This is a genomic window from Phytohabitans rumicis, assembly GCF_011764445.1.
GTDB lineage: Bacteria > Actinomycetota > Actinomycetes > Mycobacteriales > Micromonosporaceae > Phytohabitans > Phytohabitans rumicis.
In genome coordinates, this window is record NZ_BLPG01000002.1 from 837,145 (window position 1) to 855,179 (window position 18,035).

Annotated in this window: 17 protein-coding genes and 2 pseudogenes; 8 read left to right on the plus strand and 11 right to left on the minus strand. The window is 72.1% G+C overall.

Translation table 11 applies throughout. The annotated features are described in order from the left end of the window. Positions 1-200 precede the first annotated feature (200 nt). Positions 201-1,070: a TIGR03619 family F420-dependent LLM class oxidoreductase gene (locus tag Prum_RS47515; protein WP_173086125.1), complete on the plus strand. Its 870-nt coding sequence runs from the start codon at positions 201-203 to the stop codon at positions 1,068-1,070. A 365-nt stretch (positions 1,071-1,435) separates the two neighbouring features. Here Prum_RS47515 and Prum_RS47520 read toward each other — a convergent pair whose 3' ends face one another. The 3 genes and pseudogenes from Prum_RS47520 to Prum_RS47530 form a co-directional block, all read right to left on the minus strand. Next, positions 1,436-2,572 (minus strand): sulfotransferase family protein, encoded by a 1,137-nt coding sequence (locus Prum_RS47520; RefSeq protein WP_173086127.1) that lies wholly within the window; start codon positions 2,570-2,572, stop codon positions 1,436-1,438. Positions 2,573-2,588: 16 nt separating this feature from the next. Then, positions 2,589-3,364, minus strand: a pseudogene (locus tag Prum_RS47525) (SDR family oxidoreductase). A gap of 4 nt (positions 3,365-3,368) precedes the next feature. Then, positions 3,369-4,526 (minus strand): hypothetical protein, encoded by a 1,158-nt coding sequence (locus Prum_RS47530; RefSeq protein ID WP_173086129.1) that lies wholly within the window; start codon positions 4,524-4,526, stop codon positions 3,369-3,371. A 54-nt stretch (positions 4,527-4,580) separates the two neighbouring features. On the opposite strand from Prum_RS47530, the gene Prum_RS47535 reads away from it, so the two are divergent. The 4 genes from Prum_RS47535 to Prum_RS47550 all read left to right on the plus strand — a co-directional run bounded on the left by Prum_RS47535 (position 4,581) and on the right by Prum_RS47550 (position 8,488). Beyond that, on the plus strand, positions 4,581-5,630 hold the full coding sequence (locus tag Prum_RS47535; RefSeq protein WP_246278817.1) for an alcohol dehydrogenase catalytic domain-containing protein: 1,050 nt from the start codon (positions 4,581-4,583) through the stop codon (positions 5,628-5,630). 136 nt (positions 5,631-5,766) lie between these two features. Beyond that, positions 5,767-6,864 (plus strand): Gfo/Idh/MocA family protein, encoded by a 1,098-nt coding sequence (locus Prum_RS47540; RefSeq protein ID WP_173086131.1) that lies wholly within the window; start codon positions 5,767-5,769, stop codon positions 6,862-6,864. Beyond that, complete coding sequence (locus Prum_RS47545; RefSeq protein ID WP_218577941.1) at positions 6,861-7,772, plus strand: DUF6807 domain-containing protein; 912 nt, start codon at positions 6,861-6,863, stop codon at positions 7,770-7,772. The genes Prum_RS47540 and Prum_RS47545 overlap by 4 nt, the downstream gene beginning before the upstream one ends. Beyond that, positions 7,769-8,488 carry a cupin domain-containing protein gene (locus tag Prum_RS47550; protein WP_218577942.1) on the plus strand — a complete coding sequence of 240 codons (720 nt, stop codon included), beginning with the start codon at positions 7,769-7,771 and terminating at the stop codon, positions 8,486-8,488. Before Prum_RS47545 ends, Prum_RS47550 begins: the two co-directional genes overlap by 4 nt. Here Prum_RS47550 and Prum_RS55650 read toward each other — a convergent pair. Beyond that, a pseudogene (locus Prum_RS55650) lies at positions 8,462-8,997 on the minus strand (DinB family protein). The gene Prum_RS47550 and the pseudogene Prum_RS55650 overlap by 27 nt on opposite strands. Before the next feature lie 11 nt (positions 8,998-9,008). Next, positions 9,009-9,965: a TetR/AcrR family transcriptional regulator C-terminal domain-containing protein gene (locus Prum_RS47560; protein ID WP_173086135.1), complete on the minus strand. Its 957-nt coding sequence runs from the start codon at positions 9,963-9,965 to the stop codon at positions 9,009-9,011. Positions 9,966-10,090: 125 nt separating this feature from the next. Between Prum_RS47560 and Prum_RS47565 the strand changes: the two genes are divergently transcribed. Then, positions 10,091-11,194 (plus strand): FAD-dependent monooxygenase, encoded by a 1,104-nt coding sequence (locus Prum_RS47565; protein ID WP_173086137.1) that lies wholly within the window; start codon positions 10,091-10,093, stop codon positions 11,192-11,194. A gap of 19 nt (positions 11,195-11,213) precedes the next feature. On the opposite strand, the gene Prum_RS47570 is transcribed toward Prum_RS47565, so the two are convergent. Continuing rightward, positions 11,214-12,272 (minus strand): porin PorA family protein, encoded by a 1,059-nt coding sequence (locus tag Prum_RS47570; protein WP_173086139.1) that lies wholly within the window; start codon positions 12,270-12,272, stop codon positions 11,214-11,216. Between the two features lie 78 nt (positions 12,273-12,350). Between Prum_RS47570 and Prum_RS47575 the strand changes: the two genes are divergently transcribed. Next, a complete protein-coding gene (locus tag Prum_RS47575; RefSeq protein WP_218577943.1) occupies positions 12,351-12,755 on the plus strand; it encodes a DUF1622 domain-containing protein in 405 nt (134 codons plus the stop codon). On the opposite strand, the gene Prum_RS47580 is transcribed toward Prum_RS47575, so the two are convergent. The 3 genes from Prum_RS47580 to Prum_RS47590 form a co-directional block, all read right to left on the minus strand. After that, positions 12,752-13,324 (minus strand): AI-2E family transporter, encoded by a 573-nt coding sequence (locus Prum_RS47580; protein WP_173086141.1) that lies wholly within the window; start codon positions 13,322-13,324, stop codon positions 12,752-12,754. The two genes, Prum_RS47575 and Prum_RS47580, sit on opposite strands and share 4 nt — an antisense overlap. Positions 13,325-13,389: 65 nt before the next feature. After that, positions 13,390-14,454 (minus strand): molecular chaperone DnaJ, encoded by a 1,065-nt coding sequence (locus tag Prum_RS47585; RefSeq protein ID WP_173086143.1) that lies wholly within the window; start codon positions 14,452-14,454, stop codon positions 13,390-13,392. Next, positions 14,451-15,560 (minus strand): SPFH domain-containing protein, encoded by a 1,110-nt coding sequence (locus Prum_RS47590; RefSeq protein ID WP_173086146.1) that lies wholly within the window; start codon positions 15,558-15,560, stop codon positions 14,451-14,453. Before Prum_RS47590 ends, Prum_RS47585 begins: the two co-directional genes overlap by 4 nt. Positions 15,561-15,693: 133 nt before the next feature. Here Prum_RS47590 and Prum_RS47595 point away from each other — a divergent pair, with 133 nt between their 5' ends. After that, complete coding sequence (locus Prum_RS47595) at positions 15,694-16,452, plus strand: GNAT family N-acetyltransferase (protein WP_173086148.1); 759 nt, start codon at positions 15,694-15,696, stop codon at positions 16,450-16,452. 74 nt (positions 16,453-16,526) lie between these two features. Here Prum_RS47595 and Prum_RS47600 read toward each other — a convergent pair whose 3' ends face one another. Both Prum_RS47600 and Prum_RS47605 read right to left on the minus strand, forming a co-directional pair. Beyond that, the gene (locus tag Prum_RS47600) at positions 16,527-16,979 is read right to left on the minus strand and encodes a hypothetical protein (RefSeq protein ID WP_173086150.1); all 453 of its coding nucleotides are present in this window, start codon (positions 16,977-16,979) and stop codon (positions 16,527-16,529) included. 91 nt (positions 16,980-17,070) lie between these two features. Next, a complete protein-coding gene (locus tag Prum_RS47605; protein ID WP_173086152.1) occupies positions 17,071-17,892 on the minus strand; it encodes a hypothetical protein in 822 nt (273 codons plus the stop codon). Between the last annotated feature and the right edge of the window lie 143 nt (positions 17,893-18,035).

Sequence of the window (18,035 nt, forward strand, 5' to 3'; positions counted from 1 at the left end):
CGCGCGCCCGCGCCGCTCCCTCTGTGCGTCGATCAAGGACTTCGCCGTCGATCAAGGGCATATGGTCGTGCTTTGATCTCTTTTCCACGACCGTTTGCCCTTGATCGACGGCGAATCCCTTGATCGACGCGGGCGGTGCGCGGGCGGACGCGGCGGCGCGGGCGGTGCGCGACGGGAGTAGAACCTGTTACAGTTTTTCTATGAGGTTCACGCTGGGGATCGCGCTCAACCCGCTTGACCAGCTCATTGAACTGGCACGTACGGCCGAGGAGTGCGGCTACTCCGCCATCGCGCTGCCGGACTCGATCTTCTACTCCGAGCAGGTCGCGGCCGCGTACCCGTACACCAAGGACGGCAGCCGGTTCTGGGGCGCCGACACGCCGTGGGCCGACCCGCTGGTCGCCGCGGCCGCGATGGGTGCCGCCACCACCCGGATCCGCTTCTACACCCAGGTGCTCAAGCTCGGCCCGCGCAACCCGGTGCTGCTGGCCCGGCAGGTCGGCTCGGTGGCCGTCCTGACCGGCAACCGCTTCGGCCTCGGCGTCGGGCTCGGCTGGACCCCCGAGGAGTTCGAGTGGTGCGGCGCGCCGTTCACCGACAAGGGCGCCCGGGCCGACGAGTCCATCGAGGTGCTCCGGCTCATCCTCGGCGGCGGCATGGTCGCGTACGACGGCCGGCACTTCCGCTTCGACAAGCTGCAGATGAGCCCGGCGCCGACCGCGCCGGTGCCGATCTACGTGGGCGGGCACACCGACGCCGCCCTGCGCCGGGCGGCCCGCACCGGGGACGGCTGGACGTCCGCCATGATGCGCTTCGACAAGCTGCGCGCGACCATCGCGCGCCTGGCGGAGCTGCGTGCGGAGTACGGCCGGGAGGCCACGCCGTTCGAGGTGCAGGCGGTGTGCGTGGACCGCTTCGGGCTGGACGGCTACCGCCAGCAGGCCGAGATCGGCGTCACCGACGCGATCGTGGTGCCCTGGCTCCTCTACGGCGCAGGCTTCGACGCCACCCTGGCCGAGAAGAAGGACGGCCTCCGCCGATTCGCCGACGACGTCATCGCCGCCCTCTGACCCCCGCGCTCCTCCCCGCGCTCCTCCCCCGCGCTCCTCCCCCGCGCTCCTCCCCCGTCGATCAAGGGCATATGGTCGTGCTTTGATCTCTAATCCATGACCTTTTGGCCTTGATCGACGCGAAAATCCTTGATCGACGGGCGCTCCCGCGACCGGACCGCTAGGCCCGGCCCTTCCGGCCCTCCCGGCCCGGCTCCGTCCCAAGAGGGCAGCCCTCTTGGGACGCAATACTGAGGAGGGGTCCCGCATACCCGTCTGGCGAGGCATACGGCTGCCCTTTGGGGACGCGCGCGCCGCACCCCGCACCGTGTGCGCTGCACCCTCCTGGCGAGCTAGGGGGTGTCCACCGGTCGGAGATCAACTAGCTATGGCATGAAGCGGGCGTCGACCTCGGCTGGGGTTAGGCCGAAGTCTTCCAAGGTGTAGCTGTGGGACGGGCGGTGGGTGCCGGTCTTGCTTTCCGCGTGCAGCGAGGTCATCGCCTCGCGCGCCGGGGCCGACATGGGCGTGTCGAGGCGGGCGTAGATCCGCTCGACCGTCCCCAGTGGATCGGCCACGAACTCTTCGTACTGGACGTCGACGAACTGAGCAGGGTCGTGCGACGCCCGTACCTTGGTGAAGCGCTCCAGGCCGCGCGCCCACAGGTCGAGCTGGGTACGCCCGACGACCTCCGGCGTGAACGCGGTGGACCAGCCCTCGGCGGCCTGCGCGTTGAGGCTGCACACGGAGGCGATCGCGGTGCGCGGGGCGCGATGGGTCTGCACCACGAGCGCGTCCGGGTACACCGCCAGCAGGGCGTCCAGCGCGAACAGGTGGCTCGGGTTCTTCAGCACCCAGCGCCGCCCGGCGTCCGGCAACCCGATGAGCTGCAGGTTGCGCCGGTGCCGGCGGTACGCCGCGGTCCAGTCCCGCTCCCGCAACCAGTCCGAGTACGACGGGACGTACGCGAGGCACTCGAACGAGATGGAGGTCAGCGACTGGCGCAGCAGTTGCCAGCACTCCTCCACCTGGTCCGCCGACGTGTAGTGCACGCCCATGAACTCCGGGTGGGTCACGTGGTGCCGGCGGTACCCCTCCTGGATGGCCGCGAAGATGGGGTTGTCGTCCCAGGTGTCCCGCGGCGGGCGGGGCTGCGGCACCTCGGTCAGCCACATCTCCAGGCCCTGGTGCGCCGGGTCGGCGGTGAGCAGCCGGTGCAGGGCCGTGGTGCCGGTGCGGGGCAGCCCGGTGACGAAGACGGGCCGGGTCACCGGCACGTCCGCGTGCTCCGGGTACTGCCGCCAGGCCGCCTCGCTGAGCAGCCGGGCGGTCAGGGCGCCGCGCAGGAACGCGCGCTTCGTCTTGCTGCCCGCCGGGGTGAGCGCGCTCTCGTGGGCGTACGAGTCGAGCAGCACCCGCAGTCCGTCGAGGTAGTCGTCGTCGCCGAAGTCGTCCAGCCCGGTCATCCTGGTGGCGGACGCGTGCAGGTCCTCGACCGTGCCAACGTCGGTACGAGTGTCCATTGTGACTCCCCGGGACTCAGTGGTGGAACTCGCCGGCGTTGACGTCGAGGCAGTGCCCGGTGATGGCGCGCGCCAGGTCGGAGGCGAGAAACACGACGGCGTCCGCGATCTCGTCGGGCACGGGCAGCCGGCGCAGGTCGGTAGTGGCGGCGATGTCGTCGTACACCTGTTCGGCCGTGACGCCGCGCTTGCTGGCCAGGTACGCGAAGTACATCTGGAGCGTGTCGGCCCAGATGTAGCTCGGCGCGACCGAGTTGACCCGGACGCCACGCGGGCCCAACTCGGTGGACAGGCTCTGGGCGAGCGCGAGCAGGCCGGACTTGGCCATCTTGTACGCGCCGAACGTGCGCCGCGAGTGCCGCAGCACCGCCGAATTGATCATCACGACCGAGCCGCCCGCCTCGACCAGCGCGGGCACGGCCAGCCGGGTCAGGCGCAGCGCGGCCAGCACGTTGATCTCGTGGCTCAGGCGCAGCGCGTCCAGGTCCACAGTGGTCAGCTTCTGCATGGGCGGCATCGCGAACGCGTTGTGCACCACCGTGTCCACCCGGCCGTACTCGGCCAGCGCGGCTTGGACGAGGCGCTCGGCGGCCGCGTCGTCGGTCACGTCGGTCGGGACGACCAGGGCGCGGCGGCCGGTCTCCGCCACCTTCTTGGCCACCTCGCCGAGGTACGACTCGGTGCGCGCGGCGAGCACCACGTCCGCCCCGCCGCCGCGCTGCGTACCGCGATCGCCTGACCGAGCCCCGGCCCGACGCCGGACACGAGCACCACTTTGCCGTCGAGCAGCATCACGTCACCCCAGCATCCGGTCGGCGACCGCCGCCTGCCGGGCGGCGATCCGGGCCTGGTACGTCGCCGGCTCGATCCGCTCGTGGAAGGGCAGCCGCTTGGGCAGTTCGTCGAGCGGCACGAGCTCCACCCGCGGCCCGTCCTCGGGCGTGAGCGCGCGCGCCAGCCGTTGCCAGCGGATCTGCACGTAGCCGCGCCGGTGGCCGGTGCGCTCCAGCCAGTTGGCCACCCCGGGGTCGCGTTCGCTGATGACGAACCGGATCATCCCGTCCGGGTCGGTCACCGCCTGGCGCGAGGTGAGGCTGGTCTGGTGGTTGATGTAGTCCAGCGACAGGTACCACATGCTGCCCAGCTGGATCCCCTGGTACGGCGCGTCGGAGGCCGGCACGGTGACCACCATCGCCCAGTCGTCGTCCAGGTCGTAGTGGCCCACCGAGGAGAACTGGGTGGCCAGGCCGCCCGGCGTACGGCGGGGCTCGGTAAGCGTGTTGACCGGCAGCTTGAGGTAGAACCACTCGGGGAACGCCAGGAACGTCTTGAGCCGGCTGATCAGGATCTTGCCGGCAACGGCGTACCGCTTGGCGGGTGTGCCCGGGGACGGCGCGGGCGGGCTGGCGCCGAGCCGGTCGGCGCGGTGGATGCGCAGGGTGCCGCGCCGCTCGGTGGCCCAGTCGCTGTAGACCTCCCGGACGACGAGCATCGCCGACCCGGGCGCGAGCGAGAACGCGTTCTTACCTTGCAGGCCCGGACCGAAGCGGATCTCGAAGTGGCCGTCGCCGTCGATCTCGATCTCGCGGTCGTCGAACGCGGCGAGGCTGCCCGGCACCTGGACCGGCGAGTAGTCCCCGTCGAGCACCTGGAAGCTCAGGTCGGAGGTGCTGCCCCGCTGTCCGGTCACCACGTACTCGGCGTCGTCGCGCAGGTAGGAGTGGAAATAGAGTGCGTCCGGGTTATCCAGCCCCATCTTGGTGTACGGCCCGGTGGACTGGACGAAGTACGGAAAGTCCCGCTCGTACGCCCAGGCAAGCTGGAGCGAGGCCCGGATGCTGCCGGCGAGGTAGTCGTACCCCTCCGCGAGGTCCTGCTCGGACCGCACGTGCGGCGCCGTCTTGATGATCTTCTCGGCTTCGGCTAATGCGTCGGCGAACGGCTCGGTGACCACCGACCCATGCTAGAACGTGTTCTAGAATCGGGTCAACGAGACAGGAGGATCCGCATGACGGAGACCATGCGCGCGTACCGGATGACGGAGTGGACGGCGCCGCCGCGTGCGGTGGAGGTCGACGTGCCGTCGCCGGGTCCCGGCCAGGTGCTGGTCCGGGTGGCGGGCTGCGGCCTGTGCCGCTCCGACCTGACCATGCGGCAGATCCCCCGGGTCGCCGGCGAGCGGCTGGGCTGGGCGATGCCGTTCACGCTCGGGCACGAGACCGCGGGCCGGATCGCGGCGCTCGGTGCGGGCGCCGGCGGTCTTTCCGAGGGCGACGCGGTCGCGCTCGTCTCCGCCACGTCGTGCGGCAGCTGCTGGTTCTGCGTGCGCGGCCTGGACAACTCCTGTCCACAGGGGACGACCGGCCGGGGGTACGGCCGGGACGGCGGGCTCGCCGACTACGTGCTGGCCGACCGGCGCGCCCTGCTCCCGCTGGGCTCGCTCGACCCGCGGCACGCCGGGCCGCTCACCGATGCGGGCGCGACCGCCTACCACGCCGTACGCCGGGCGCTGCCGCGCATCGCGCCGGGCGGCACCGCCGTGGTGCTCGGGGCCGGCGGACTCGGCGCGTTCGCGGTGCAGTTCCTGCGGGTGCTGACCGCGGCCCGGGTCGTCGCGGTCGATCCGAGCGAGGACCGCCTGGCGTACGCCCGCGCGATCGGGGCCCACGAGGCGCTGCCCGGTGTGGACGGGTCCACTGTGGGCCAGCTCCGCAGGCTCACCGAGCGGCGGGGCGCGGACGCCGTGCTGGACTTCGTCGGCACGGACGCGACGATCGCCGCCGGTGTCGCCTCGGTGCGGCCGGGTGGCGCGTTCGGGCTGGTCGGCTCGGCCGGCGGCGGCCTGGCCACGGGGTGGTTCGGCGCCCTACCGCGCGACGGCGAGGTGTACACGTTCCAGGGCGCCAGCATCGCCGACGCCCAGGAGGTGATCGGCCTGGCCGGCGCGGGCCTGATCCAGAACGAGGTCGAGGAGTTCTCGTTCGACCGTGCCGGCGACGCGTACGCCGGCCTGGCGGCCGGCACCCTGAAGGGCCGCGCCGTAGTGGTCCTCGACTAACGCGCTCCCCGTCGATCTTGAGGTTATCAGGTGCCATTTCGGGCATCCGGGCATGACAACTTCAAGATCGACGCTTGAAGAAGGCGCGGCGGCGTGGTGGAATACGCTTTCCCGAGCCAGATTGATGCCGCATAACATGACGCAACGCACTTACCGTACGGCCATTGTCGGCACCGGAGGGATCGCGGGGGCCCACGCGCGGGCCGTACGCGCGGCCGGCGACCGGGCCCACCTCGTCGCGGCCGTGGACGTCGACGTCGACCGGGCCCGGGCGTTCGCCGCGGAGTGGGGCGTGCCGCGCTCCTTCGCGAGCCTGGGCGAGCTGCTGCTGGAGGAGGAGGTGGACGTGGTGCACGTGTGCACCCCTCCCCGGCTGCACGCCCGGCTGGCGCTGGACTGCCTGGCCGCCGGCGTGACGGCGCTGGTGGAGAAGCCGCCGGCGCTGTCGCTCGCGGAGATGGACGAGCTGGTCGCGGCCGAACGGCGGTCGGCTGCCCACGTCGCCACCGTGTTCCAGCACCGCTTCGGCTCGGCCGCCGTCCGCCTGCGGCGGATGGCGGCCGCCGGGGAGCTGGGCCGGCCGCTGCTGGCCACCTGCGCCACGCAGTGGTACCGCGACGACGCGTACTTCGCGGTGCCGTGGCGCGGCTCCTGGGAGAACGAGGGCGGCGGGCCGACGATGGGGCACGGCATCCACCAGTTCGACCTGCTCTTCTCGGTGCTCGGGCCGTGGCGGGAGGTCACCGCCGTGGCCGCCCGCCAGGCCCGCCCCACGCAGACCGAGGACGTGTCGATGGCGCTCGTGACGTTCGACAACGGCGCGGTCGCGTCCATCGTCAACTCGGTGGTGTCGCCGCGGGAGACGTCCGTGCTGCGGTTCGACTACGAGCGCGCGACGGTGGAGGTGGAGCACCTGTACGGGTACACGGACGCCGACTGGACCGTCACGCCAGCGCCCGGACAGGACGGCGTCGCGAGCCGGTGGACCGCCGCCGGGGCCACCGAAACGGTCAGCGGTCACGACGGGCAGCTCGCGGCCGTGTACGACGCCCTCGACGCCGGCGATCCGCCGCCCGTCACGCTGGCCGACGCCCACCGCACGATGGAGTTCATCGCGGCGCTCTACGCGTCCGCCTTCACCGGTGAAAGAGTTCGATGTGGACAGATACCGCCCGAGTTCACCCAACGGATGGACGGCACCGGCGCGCCGTGGAGCGCGGTGAGCGCCCCGTGACACCGACCCTGCGGGCGAATCACCTCCTCGACCACTCGGTGACCGTCGCGGCTGGCGGCGTCGACCTGTTCACCTACACGTACCGGCCGGACACGCCCACGCTGGAGTCGCCGAAGCCGTACCTGCATCCAATGCGCACGCTGGCGGGTGAGCTGGTGACGCTGTACCGGCCGCACGACCACGTCTGGCACAAGGGGATCGCCTGGTCGCTGCCGCACGTGGGCGAGCACAACTTCTGGGGCGGCCCGACGTACGTGCACGGCCAGTTCTACGTGCAGCAGGACAACAACGGCAGCGCCGTACACCGGGAGCTGACCGCGCTGTCCGCGGGCGGCGACCGTGCGGAGGTCGCGCACCGGCTGGACTGGGTCTCCCAGGCCGGCCGGCCGGTCATCGACGAGCACCGGGCGCTCACCGCGGTCGTGCTGGACGACGCGACGTGGGTGCTCGTCTTCGACACCGCCATGACGAACGTGTCCGGGTCCACACTGGACATCGGCTCCCCCACCACCAAGGGGCGCCCGAACGCCGGCTACGGCGGGCTCTTCTGGCGCGGGCCGCGGTCGTTCACCGGCGGCCTGGTGCAGTCGCCGTACGGCACCGGCAGCGGAAACGACCTGCGCGGCACCCGGGCGGAGTGGCTCGCCTTCCGGGGGCGGCACGACGAGACCGAGACGCAGTCGACGGTCGTCATGGTGGACGACGTGGCCAACCCGCAGCACCCGCCGCTGTGGTTCACCCGCAGCGAGGAGTTCGCCTGCATCTGCCCCGCGCCGTTCTTCAGCGAGGAGGTCCCGGTGCCGGCCGGGAGCACGGTCCGCTTCCGGTACGCCGTCGTCGTGGCCGCCGGCGACCACGGCGACGAGGGCACCGTCGCGCTGGCCGAGAAGGGCCGGGCCCTGCTGTGAACGGGTTTCCCGGCGGCACCTCCGTCACCCGGCTGTCCGTCTACACCGGAGCGTGCGCCGACGGCCTCGAAGGCGGTACGCCGCACATGCACACCGCGTCGACCGAGGCGTACGTCGTGGTCGGTGGCGAGGGCGCGCTGCAGACCCTCGACGCGTCCGGCTTCCGGGAGACCCCGCTGCGGGCCGGCTCGACGGTGTGGTTCACCCCCGGCACCATCCACCGGGCGGTCAACCGGGACGGTCTCGAGGTCGTCGTGGTGATGCAGAACGCCGGCCTGCCGGAGGCCGGGGACGCGGTCATGACGTTCCCGCCGGAGGTGGTCGGGGACGGCGAGCGCTACCGGAACGCGGCGGTCCTGCCGGCGGGCGCCGAATCCACTGTGGAGGACGCCGTCCGGCGGCGCCGCGACCTCGCGGTCGAGGGGTTCCTCCGGCTGGCGGACAGCGCCCGGGCGGGCGACTTCGCGCCGCTGGAACGCTTCTACGACAGCGCTGTCGCGCTGGTGCGGCCGGCGGTCGCGGTGTGGCGCCAGATCTTCCAGGACACCGTCGCCCGCGAGACCCGGCACACCGCCGACGTGCTGGACGCCTTGGACCGCGGGGACGGGGGCCACCTGCGCCGCTCCGAGGTCCTTCTGTCGCCGCCCAGCCCCACGGCGAAGTTCGGCATGTGCGGGCGGCTGCGCCCGCTACTCCCCGGTGAGCCCGTCCACTGACTCGCGGATCAGGTCGGCGTGGCCGTTGTGCCGCGCGTACTCCTCGATCATGTGGCACAGGATCCAGCGCCGGCTCGGCGACCGGCCGTCCGGCCATGTCCACCGCGCGAGGCCGTCCAGGCCGCCGTCGGCCAGCGCCTCCGCGACCACGGCACGGGACCGGGCCACCGCGCCCTGCCACAGCGTGAAGAGCTGCTCGGGGTGTCGCGGGTGGCCGATTGCCAGTCCCAGTCGGGATCGGCGGCCCAGTCCACCGCGTCCCACGGCGGTTGCCGGTCTCCCCCGTGCCAACGGGAGAACCACGCGTCCTCCACGTAAGCCAGGTGCTTGAGCATCCCGCCGAGGGTCATCGACGAGGCGGCGACCGTCGCGTTCAGCCCGGCCGCGTCGAGCCCGCCGCACTTCCAGGCCAGGGTCGCCCGCTGCCAATCCAGGAAGCCCAGCAGGGTGCCGGCCTCGTCTGCCGCGAGCGGTGGCTCCGGGCGCCCGTGCTCGTCGATGTCGATCATGGCTGGAGAGTCTACCGGCGCTGCTCGACGAGCACGGCGAGACCGTCGAGGAGCATCCGCAGGCCGATCTCGAAGAGCTTGTCCAGGTCGAGGTCGTACCCGTCGTGGGCGAAGGTGGCCATGAGCTTGGCGAAGGTCGGGTAACGGCCGCTGCGGGCGATTGCGTTGAGCGCGTCGCCCTGCTGCTCCACCCACTCGTCGTCGGTCAGGCCGGTGGCCGCCTGCGCGTGGGCCTCGCGTTCCAGGTTGGCGGCCAGGCCCTGGATGTGGCTGTAGAGCACGACTTCCAGGTCGAGCGCGGCGGCGGGCTCGAATCCGAGCTCGTCCAGGGCCGCGAGGATCCACTCGCCGTGCAGCAGCAGGCTCGGCAGCGGCAGCGGCCGGGTGAGCGGGTTGAGCTGGGCGAGCCACGGATGCCGCCGGTACAGCGTCCACAGTGTACGGGCGGCGAGCTCGATCCGGGCCCGCCAGCCGGCCGGCGGCGGCTCCGCGTACCCCTGCTCGGCGAACGCGGCGTCGGCCATCAGCAGCACCAGTTCGTCCTTGCTGGCGACGTGGCGGTACATGGACATGGTGGCGGCGCCGAGCCGCGCCGCGACCGCTCGCATGGACACCGCGTCCAGCCCTTCGCTGTCCGCGATCTCGATCGCGGTCCGCACGACGCGCTCGCGGGTCAGCTCCTGCTCGGGCCGGGTGGAAGTGCGCGGCCGCGCCGGGCCGGACGGCGCCGCTTCGTCTTCGGGTACGGCCACCACCGTGCCGACCCGCGGGATGGCCTGGACCAGGCCCTCCTGCCGCAGCGCGTTCAGCGCCTTGGTGGCGGTGGCCAGCGCGACCCGCGACCGCCGGGCGATCTGCCGGGTCGACGGCAGCCGGTCCCCCGGGCCGAGCTCGCCGGCGGCTATCTGCCCGCGGATCTCCTCGACGATGCGCCGGTACGGCGGCTCGGCGGTCGTGGACACGCCCATCCCTCGCTCTCTGTCCTAGTACAAGCAGCTGCCTGTCCTAGCACACATTAGCAGCTCAGAGCGCTTGAATGCACTGTCTGTACGTCGTACATTCAGGTTGCGTACGACGTACCTAGGAGGATGAGATGACGACAGTACTGATCTCCGGCGCCAGCATCGCCGGGCCCGCCCTGGCGTACTGGCTGCGCCGGCACGGCCTCACCCCGACCATCGTGGAGCGGGCTCCCGCGCCCCGGATCGGCGGTCAGGCCATCGACATCCGCGGCGTGGCCCTGGACGTCGTCGACCGCATGGACCTGCTGGAGCCGCTGCGGCAGGTGCGCACCCGGATGCGCGGGATGTCCATGCTGGACGGTGACGGCAACGAGCTGATGCGCTCCACCGAGCACGCCATCAGCAGCGGCCGGCTGGACAGCGACGACATCGAGGTGCTGCGCGAGGACCTCACCCGGATGCTGTACGAGCGCACCGAAAGCGACGTCGAGTACCTCTTCGACGACTCAGTCACCGGCATCGAGCAGGACGCGCACGGCGTACACGTGCGGTTCGATCGGGCCGCGCCGCGCACCTTCGACCTGGTGGTGGGCGCCGACGGGCTGCACTCGACAGTGCGGCGGCTGGCGTTCGGCCCCGAGGCGCGGTTCGTGCACCACCTCGGCACCTACCTCGCGGTCTTCACCGCCGAGAACTTCCTGGACCTGGACAACTGGCAGGTCTGGTTCAACGACGGCGACGCCGGCGGCGGCCTCTACCCCGCCCGCGACAACACCCAACTACGGGTCAACCTCGGCTTCCGGTCCGAGCCGATCGCCTACGACTACCGCGACGTGGACGCCCAGCGCCGGCTGCTCGCCGAGCGGCTCGCCGGCCTGCGCTGGGAGACACCCCGGCTACTCAAGGCGATGTGGCAGGCGCCCGACTTCTACTTCGACGCGATGGCCCAGGTCCGCATGGACTCGTGGTCGCGCGGCCGGGTCACGCTCATCGGCGACGCAGGCTACTGCGCCTCGCCGCTGTCCGGCCAGGGCACCAGCCTCGCCCTGGTCGGCGCGTACGTCCTGGCCGCGGAACTGGCCGGCGCCGGCGGCGACCACCGGGCCGCCTTCGACCGGTACGAGCGGCGCATGCGCCCGTTCGTCGACCTCAACCAGGCCCTGGCCACCGAGAACCCCGGCGGCCCCGCCTCCGACGAATCCATCGATCGCGCCAAGCAAGCCATCGCCCTGTAAGTGTTAGGAAGGGCCCCTGCTATGCAAAAAGCGTTAACAGGGTGCCCTTCCTTGCAGTTCGGGTCAGCAGGAATAGCACGACCGCGGCGAGGATCAGCAGGATGCCGACGATGAGCAGGATCAGCGGCAGCGTCGTATCGGCGAGGTCGAGCGTGTCCTTCTTGTCCTTCGCGTCGCTGGCCGCCTCACCGGCGCTCGCCGACGTGTACGCGACCGCGACGTCGAACACGGGCAGCACCGCCGCGATCGTCCTGCCCTGCACGGACAGCCCGGCCTTGCGGGTCTCCGCGCGCTGGACGTCGACCACGAGCCCGGTCCTCGGTTCCACCCAGTACGTGGTCTGGGCCTCGTAGGTGTAACTGAGCGGCACGGGCTGGGTCACCTGCGGCAGCAGCGCCGCCAGCTGGCTCTTGAGCTCCGGCGTCAGCGGCAGCACCGCCGAGAGCGCCTCCAGGGTGCTGACCGGCAGCGCCGTCGGCAGCGCCTGGAGCACCTGCGGGTCCTTGACCGGCGCGGCCTCCGCGTTGGCCTCGTAGACGTACGTGGTGAGGCCGTTCTTGGTCTCCTCGCGCAGGTACTTCAGCGGCGTGGTGGTCTGCGTCTCCTGCACCCAGCCGGTGTAGTCCTTCTTGTCCGCGCCGATCGGCCAACTCACCGTCAGCCCCTGCGCGGCGGTCACCTGCCAGTCGGACGGATGGTCGGAGGTGGCCTCCAGCGTCTTGCGGTCGACCGCGTAGCTCGCCTGGGTCTGCCCGACCGTCTGGCCGCTGGTGGTGGTCAGCGTGCGGCTGTCCTGCATCTGCGCGGTATCGCCGCTGGTGGCGAGGGTCTTGACCGTGCGGGTGGCCGCCACCGGCGTGTTGACCAGGAGTGCCGACTGCAGGTCGCCGGTGTTCAACGCCTGCGGGTTGAGCAGGACCTTCGCCGTTCCGTCGAACTGGCGGGTCGTGCTCTCGTCGGACGGCACCCGGGCCTGGTTCGGCACGACGACCCACTTGAGGATGGCCGCGGCCGCCAGGCACAGCACGCCCAGAACAGCGAGGCCCACGACGAGCACACGCCGGGAGCTCGATGACATGCCTGAGTCAACCATGATGAAGCGGTGGAAAATGGCGGTTTTGAGATATAGGCGCTAATGGCGGCTTTTACTCGGTTCATGGCTGACGTGGCGGGGCTGACGTTCACCGAGCTGATGGAGCACGTGGCACAGGGCTTCGAGGCGTTCGGCGTACTGGTGCTGATCGTGGGGTTGATCTGGTCGCTCACCGTGGCGGCCCGGATCCGCCGCGCGGAGGGCAACCAGCCCGCGTACCGCGCGATCCGGCGGCTCTTCGGCGGGGTGCTGCTGCTGGGCCTGGAGATCCTGGTCGCCGCCGACCTCATCCGCACCGTGGCGGTTTCCCCGACGCTGGAGAGCGTGGCGATCCTCGGCCTGATCGTGGTGATCCGGACGTTCCTCAGCTTCTCCCTCGAGATCGAGATCGAGGGCGTGGTGCCCTGGCGGCGCGCCCTGATGGGCAGCGGCGCGCGCGGCGATCCGACCCGACGCCCGGACGGCTAGGACGGGCCGGCATCGGTGGCACGGTTCGCCTGCCGTACCCGCCGGACGCTGTGCACCACCACCGCGGTCGCCGGCGTGGCCAGCGCCATCCCCGCGACCCCCGGCCACGGCACCACCCAGGAGCTGTACAGGCCGAGCGCGACGCCGACGACGGTGCCGAGCAGGTTGCTCAGCACGGGCGCCAGGCCGGCCAGGAGAACGTCCGCCGAGCCGTACACCGATTGCGGGTCAACGTCACCGAGCTCGCTGGCGGCCGCGTCGACGTTCGCCCTGATCTCGTCCTTCTGCCGGAGCACTCCCCAGACGACGAGCGCGGTCGCGCCGGCGGCCAGCGCGATCACGATCAGCAGGGCGGCGACGGCGCCGGCCGCCCGGGGAACGCCGCGGTGGTCCACCGCGTCGACGACCGGCATGAACGCGATGGCCAGGAACAACGCCACCACCAGGGCGAGCAGGATCGGCCGCAGCACGACGACGAGGAGCCCCGCCGCGGCGAGCAGCAGGACCACCCCGACGAGCGACCAGGCCACGGCGCCCGCGGCGCGCAGCCGGTCCGCCATCCCCGCCATGCCGGTAAGCATGCCGCCAGACCACGGCCCGCACGCGTCGATCGGCGGGAACGGGGGGCTTGGTGCTACTGGCGGGTGGCGATCAGGGTCACGATCGCGGCGATCACCAGGAGCGCGGCGAGCACGGCGGCAATGATCTTGGGAACGCTGTACGGGCGCTCGCCGGCGACCTCGCCGCTGCGCCCGTTGACCAGGACGGTGTACGTCTTGCCGGCATGCAGGTAGCAGGCGACCCAGACCGGCAGCAGCATGAGCTTGAACATGACGTCGTGGTACGCGGTGTCGACCTGGTGCAGCCGCTGCTCGTCGCCGCCGATGTCGCGCTCGCAGTCGTCCCGGATCACCGAGGCCATGTGGGCCTTCGCCGTCTCCAGACCGCTTTCCGGCTCGACGTCGTAGCGCAGCGTCTCGTGGCCGGCGAGGTATTCGGGCCGGTACGCCTCGGCGTTGCGCAGCGGCCACGGCTCCAGCGCGTCCAGGTGCTTGGGGGTCACCCGGGTCGTACCGGCCACCAGCAGGTCGTCGAAGTCGCGGGACACCGTGCCGCGCGCGGCCCGCCACCGGGTCTTGCGCACCTTGCGGGACTTGGTCTGGCCGTTCTCGGTGTAGTTCTCGGTGTCCCAGTAGTGGTCGCCGCGCTCACCGGAGTAGTCGGAGACGGTCCCGGCGTCGTACGTCCAGTGCGGCAGGTAGGTGCCGCGCGACGACTCGGCCTCGGTGACCTTCTTCAGCCCGTTCGGCGCGAACCAGCGCGACGAGGCCCATCCGCGCAGCGCGGAGCGCATCTGGCCGCGGTCGACGGCGAACGGCAGCACCGCCTCGGGCGTCACCATGTCGCCGTGCGGGCCGCCGCTGACCAGCGGCGCGCCGCAGAACTGGCAGCGGTCGGAGATCTTGTCGGTCTCGGTCACCGCACCGCAGCCCCGGCAGGTGAACGCCTGCGGTGCGAGCGCGCTCACCGGCTTGCGCGGCAGTTGGGCGAACTCGGCGTACGCGTGCTCGCGCACCCGCAGCCCGGTCGGTTGCAGTGGCGTGCTCGCGCCGCAGTACGGGCAGGCCAGGACCGTGGTGCCCGGCGCGTATTCGACGTTGGCCCCGCAACTCCCGCAGGGGTACTGGGTTGGGCTCATGCCTGCGGCGGCAGCGGCGGCGGTACGGCGGCGAAGACGCCGCCGAGCTCGGGCACCTGGCCGGCCGCGGTCCACCCGGCCATGCCGTCGGCCCAGACCAGCGTCTCCCGGGTCAGCGTGCCGGCCCGGGCCTGTCCGGCCAACCCGGCCGCGTCGAACGGGCCGAGTTGCTGCCCGTTGGCGCCGACGAACCACTGCTTGACCGGCAACGGCGGCGGCCCGGCTGTCGGGACCGGTGGCGGTGCCGGCGCCGGCGGGTTGAGCGACTGGCCGGCCCGCTGGGCGGCGGCCATGCCGAGCCCGAAGCCGAACGCCTCGCCGGCGCCGCCCGGGTTGTTCGCCGCGTCCTCCACGGCGTTGGCCGTCTGGAACTTCGCGTACTGGTCCAGGTCGCCGAGCACCCCGATCGAGGCGCGCTTGTCCAGCGCCTCCTCCACCTCGGGCGGCACGGAGATGTTCTCGATCACGAACTTCGGGATCGCGATGCCGGAGCTGGACAGCTCGTCACCGAGCACCGCGGCCAGCGCGTTGCCGATGCTCAGCTGCTGCGCGGCCAGCTCGAGCAGTGGCACGTTGGCGGTGGCCAGCGCGCTGCCGAGGTGGCTGACGACCAGCTGCCGCAGGTACTCGTGCACCTCCTCGGTGCGAAACTGCGCGTCGGTGCCGACCAACTCGCGCAGCAGCGCCGCCGGGTCGGTCACCCGCAGCGTGAACGAGCCGAACGCGCGCAGCCGGACCGCGCCGAACTCCGCGTCCCGCACGATCACCGGGTTCTGCGTGCCCCACTTCAGCCCGGGAAACTGCCGGGTGTTGACGAAGTAGACCTCGGCCTTCCAGGGCGACTCGAAGCCGTACTTCCAACCCTTGAGGGTGCTCAGGATCGGCAGATTCTTCGTGGTCAACGTGTAGGTGCCCGGCGTGAACACGTCGGCGATCGAACCCTCGTTGACGAAGACCGCCGCCTGCGACTCGCGGACGATGAGCTTGGCGCCCATCTTTATCTCGTTCTCGTACCGGGGGAACCGCCACACGATGGTGTCCCGGCTGTCGTCGGTCCACTCGATGACATCGATCAGCTCACCCTTGAGCTTGTCCCACAGACCCACGGCGCCCCTGACGGTCCCCCGACGACTTGATCGACGCGGCGGCAGCGACGCTAGCAACCCTCCGCCACCGTGACCACCCCGGCCGGCGATCCAGAACCCGGCCGGGCCGGGTCCGCCCAGTAGGTTTGCCCGCATGGCACACATCCTCGACCGCGCGCTCTGGGCATCGCTGTCCGGCCCGCACGCACACCTCGCCGAGGTCAACGGGCAGGCCATGCGCTACGCCCCGGACGTCGCGCCGTTCGCCGTACTGCGGCCGGACCACGACGGCCGGGCCTGGGACGACCTGGCCGAGCTGGTCGGGCCGGGTGAGCGGACCGCGCTGGCCGGTGCCGACCCGACCGCCCCGCCGGCCGGCTGGGAGGTGGACGACGCGATCGACGGCGTCCAACTCGTGGACAGCACGCTGCGGGCCACTCCCGACCCGGAGGCCGTCCCGCTGGGCCCGGACGACCTGCCCGAGATGCTCGACCTGGTAGCGCGCACCGAGCCCGGCCCGTTCCGGCAACGGGCCATCGAACTCGGCGCGTACCTGGGCATCCGCCGCGACGGGCAGCTCGTCGCCATGGCCGGCGAACGCCTGCACCCACCCGGCTGGACCGAGATCAGCGCGGTCTGCACCGACCCCGCGTACCGCCGGCTCGGCCTCGCCACCCGCCTGATCCGCGCGGTGGCCGCCGGGATCCGCGGCCGCGGCGAGACCCCGTTCCTACACGCGGCGGCCTCGAACACGACCGGGATCCGGCTCTACGAGTCGATCGGGTTCACCCTGCGCCGCAAGACCGTGTTCCTGTCCGTCCGCGCACCGGGCACACCGTCCACAAGGACTTTCGCGTCGATCAAGGGCAAACGGTCGTGGATCGGAGATCAAAGCACGACCGTTCGCCCTTGATCGGCGGGCATTCCCTTGATCGGCGGGCATTCCCTTGATCGGCGCGGCGCCGGGCCGCCGGGCCGCCGGAACCGCTACCACCGCCGCGAGTAGCGGCGCGCCCCGAAGGTAACGGTGGCGCTGCGTGCGCCGGCTGCGAGCATGTCGTCCAGGACCAGTTCGGCGGCCAGTGCCTGGGCGGCGGCGCCGGGGTCCAGGGCCCGGTCGCCGCGGCGACCCACCGTGCTGTGCCGGGCGTCCACGAGCACGTCGCTGGTGGCCAGCCGGGTGGCGAGCCGGACGGTGTCGGCGCAGACCGGCAGCATCACGCCGGGGTACGCGTTGAGGCGGGCGATCTCGCTGCGCCGGCCGTGCGGGGACCACTTCTCGGACAGCTCGGTCAGCCGGTCGCGGCCGGTGCGGAGCGGGTCGCCGTCGTCGGCGAGCGCCACCAGGCTGACCCGCTCGCCCAGCGCGACGCCGTACCAGCGGAAGGGGTGCGGACGCCGGCTGGCGACAGTCGGTGCGGCGGGCGTCACGATGGTCATGGTTCTGAGCATCGAAGCGGATCCTGTGCCCACCGCGAGTCGCCGCTGTGTGGCGCCTGTGCGGTCAGGAAGCGGTGCCCGGGGGCGCCGGCTATCCGGGCACGATGTGGACGGTCGGGTCGCCGTCGAGGCGCACCTCGTACCCCGTGGGTGGGCCGGTCCGCGACCAGCGGACGCCGACGACGGTGGCGGCCAGATCGCCGACGCGCACCCGCGCGCCCGGCGGGTGCCCCTCGTACGCCTCGACGAGCAGGGCGTCGAGGATGTGCCGGACGCCGTCGACGGAGCCGCGCAGGCTGACCGCGCGCAGCTCCCGGCCGAGGGTGATCGCCACGTCCCGGACCCGCCGGTCGGGCCCGGCCTCGCCGGCCGTGAGCGCGGCCTCGACGCGGGTCCACAGCCGCCAGCGGTCGTCGTCCAGCAGCAGCCGGGCGGCCCGGTCGAGCGCGGCGCAGGGGATGTCGACGGCCGCCTCCTCGCCCAGCTCGGCGACCCAGGTGAGCTCCCCCGCGGTGGGCAGCAGTTGCGGCGACTCGTGGGCGAGCACGGCGTACAGCATGGCGAGGGTCGTCTGACGGCCCGGGCCGTCGTAGAGCGGGTCGACGCCGGCGGCGCGCAGCCGCGGGTATCGGGCGGTCAGGTGCGCGGCCCGGCCCAGCGGCAGGTCGGTGGCCTGGCGGGTGTCGCGGACGCGGGCGTGGAACGGGCGCTGTTCGCGCAGAGCGAACAACCACGCGCGGTGCTCGTCGGTGCCTGCGGGCGGAGCGGTCCAGCGGTGCCCGCCCGCCGGCGTCTGGTCCGTGAGCAGGCGCGCGGCGACCGAGTACGCCACGCCGAGCCGGGTGGCGAGCGCACGGATCGCGCGCCTGCGGGCCCGATCTGGCACGGAGCGTCGGCGCTCGGTAGTGGTCATCGCAGTCCTCCCTCGGCCCATCGTAAGTGTGCCCATCCGGGTTCGTTGTACCCTGGACGGGCAGCGCGCCTGCACGAGCGTAGCGAGGCCCCCCACGCGGGTCGCGTGTCAACGCCAAGAGGCTCCGACTCAGCGCATTCACC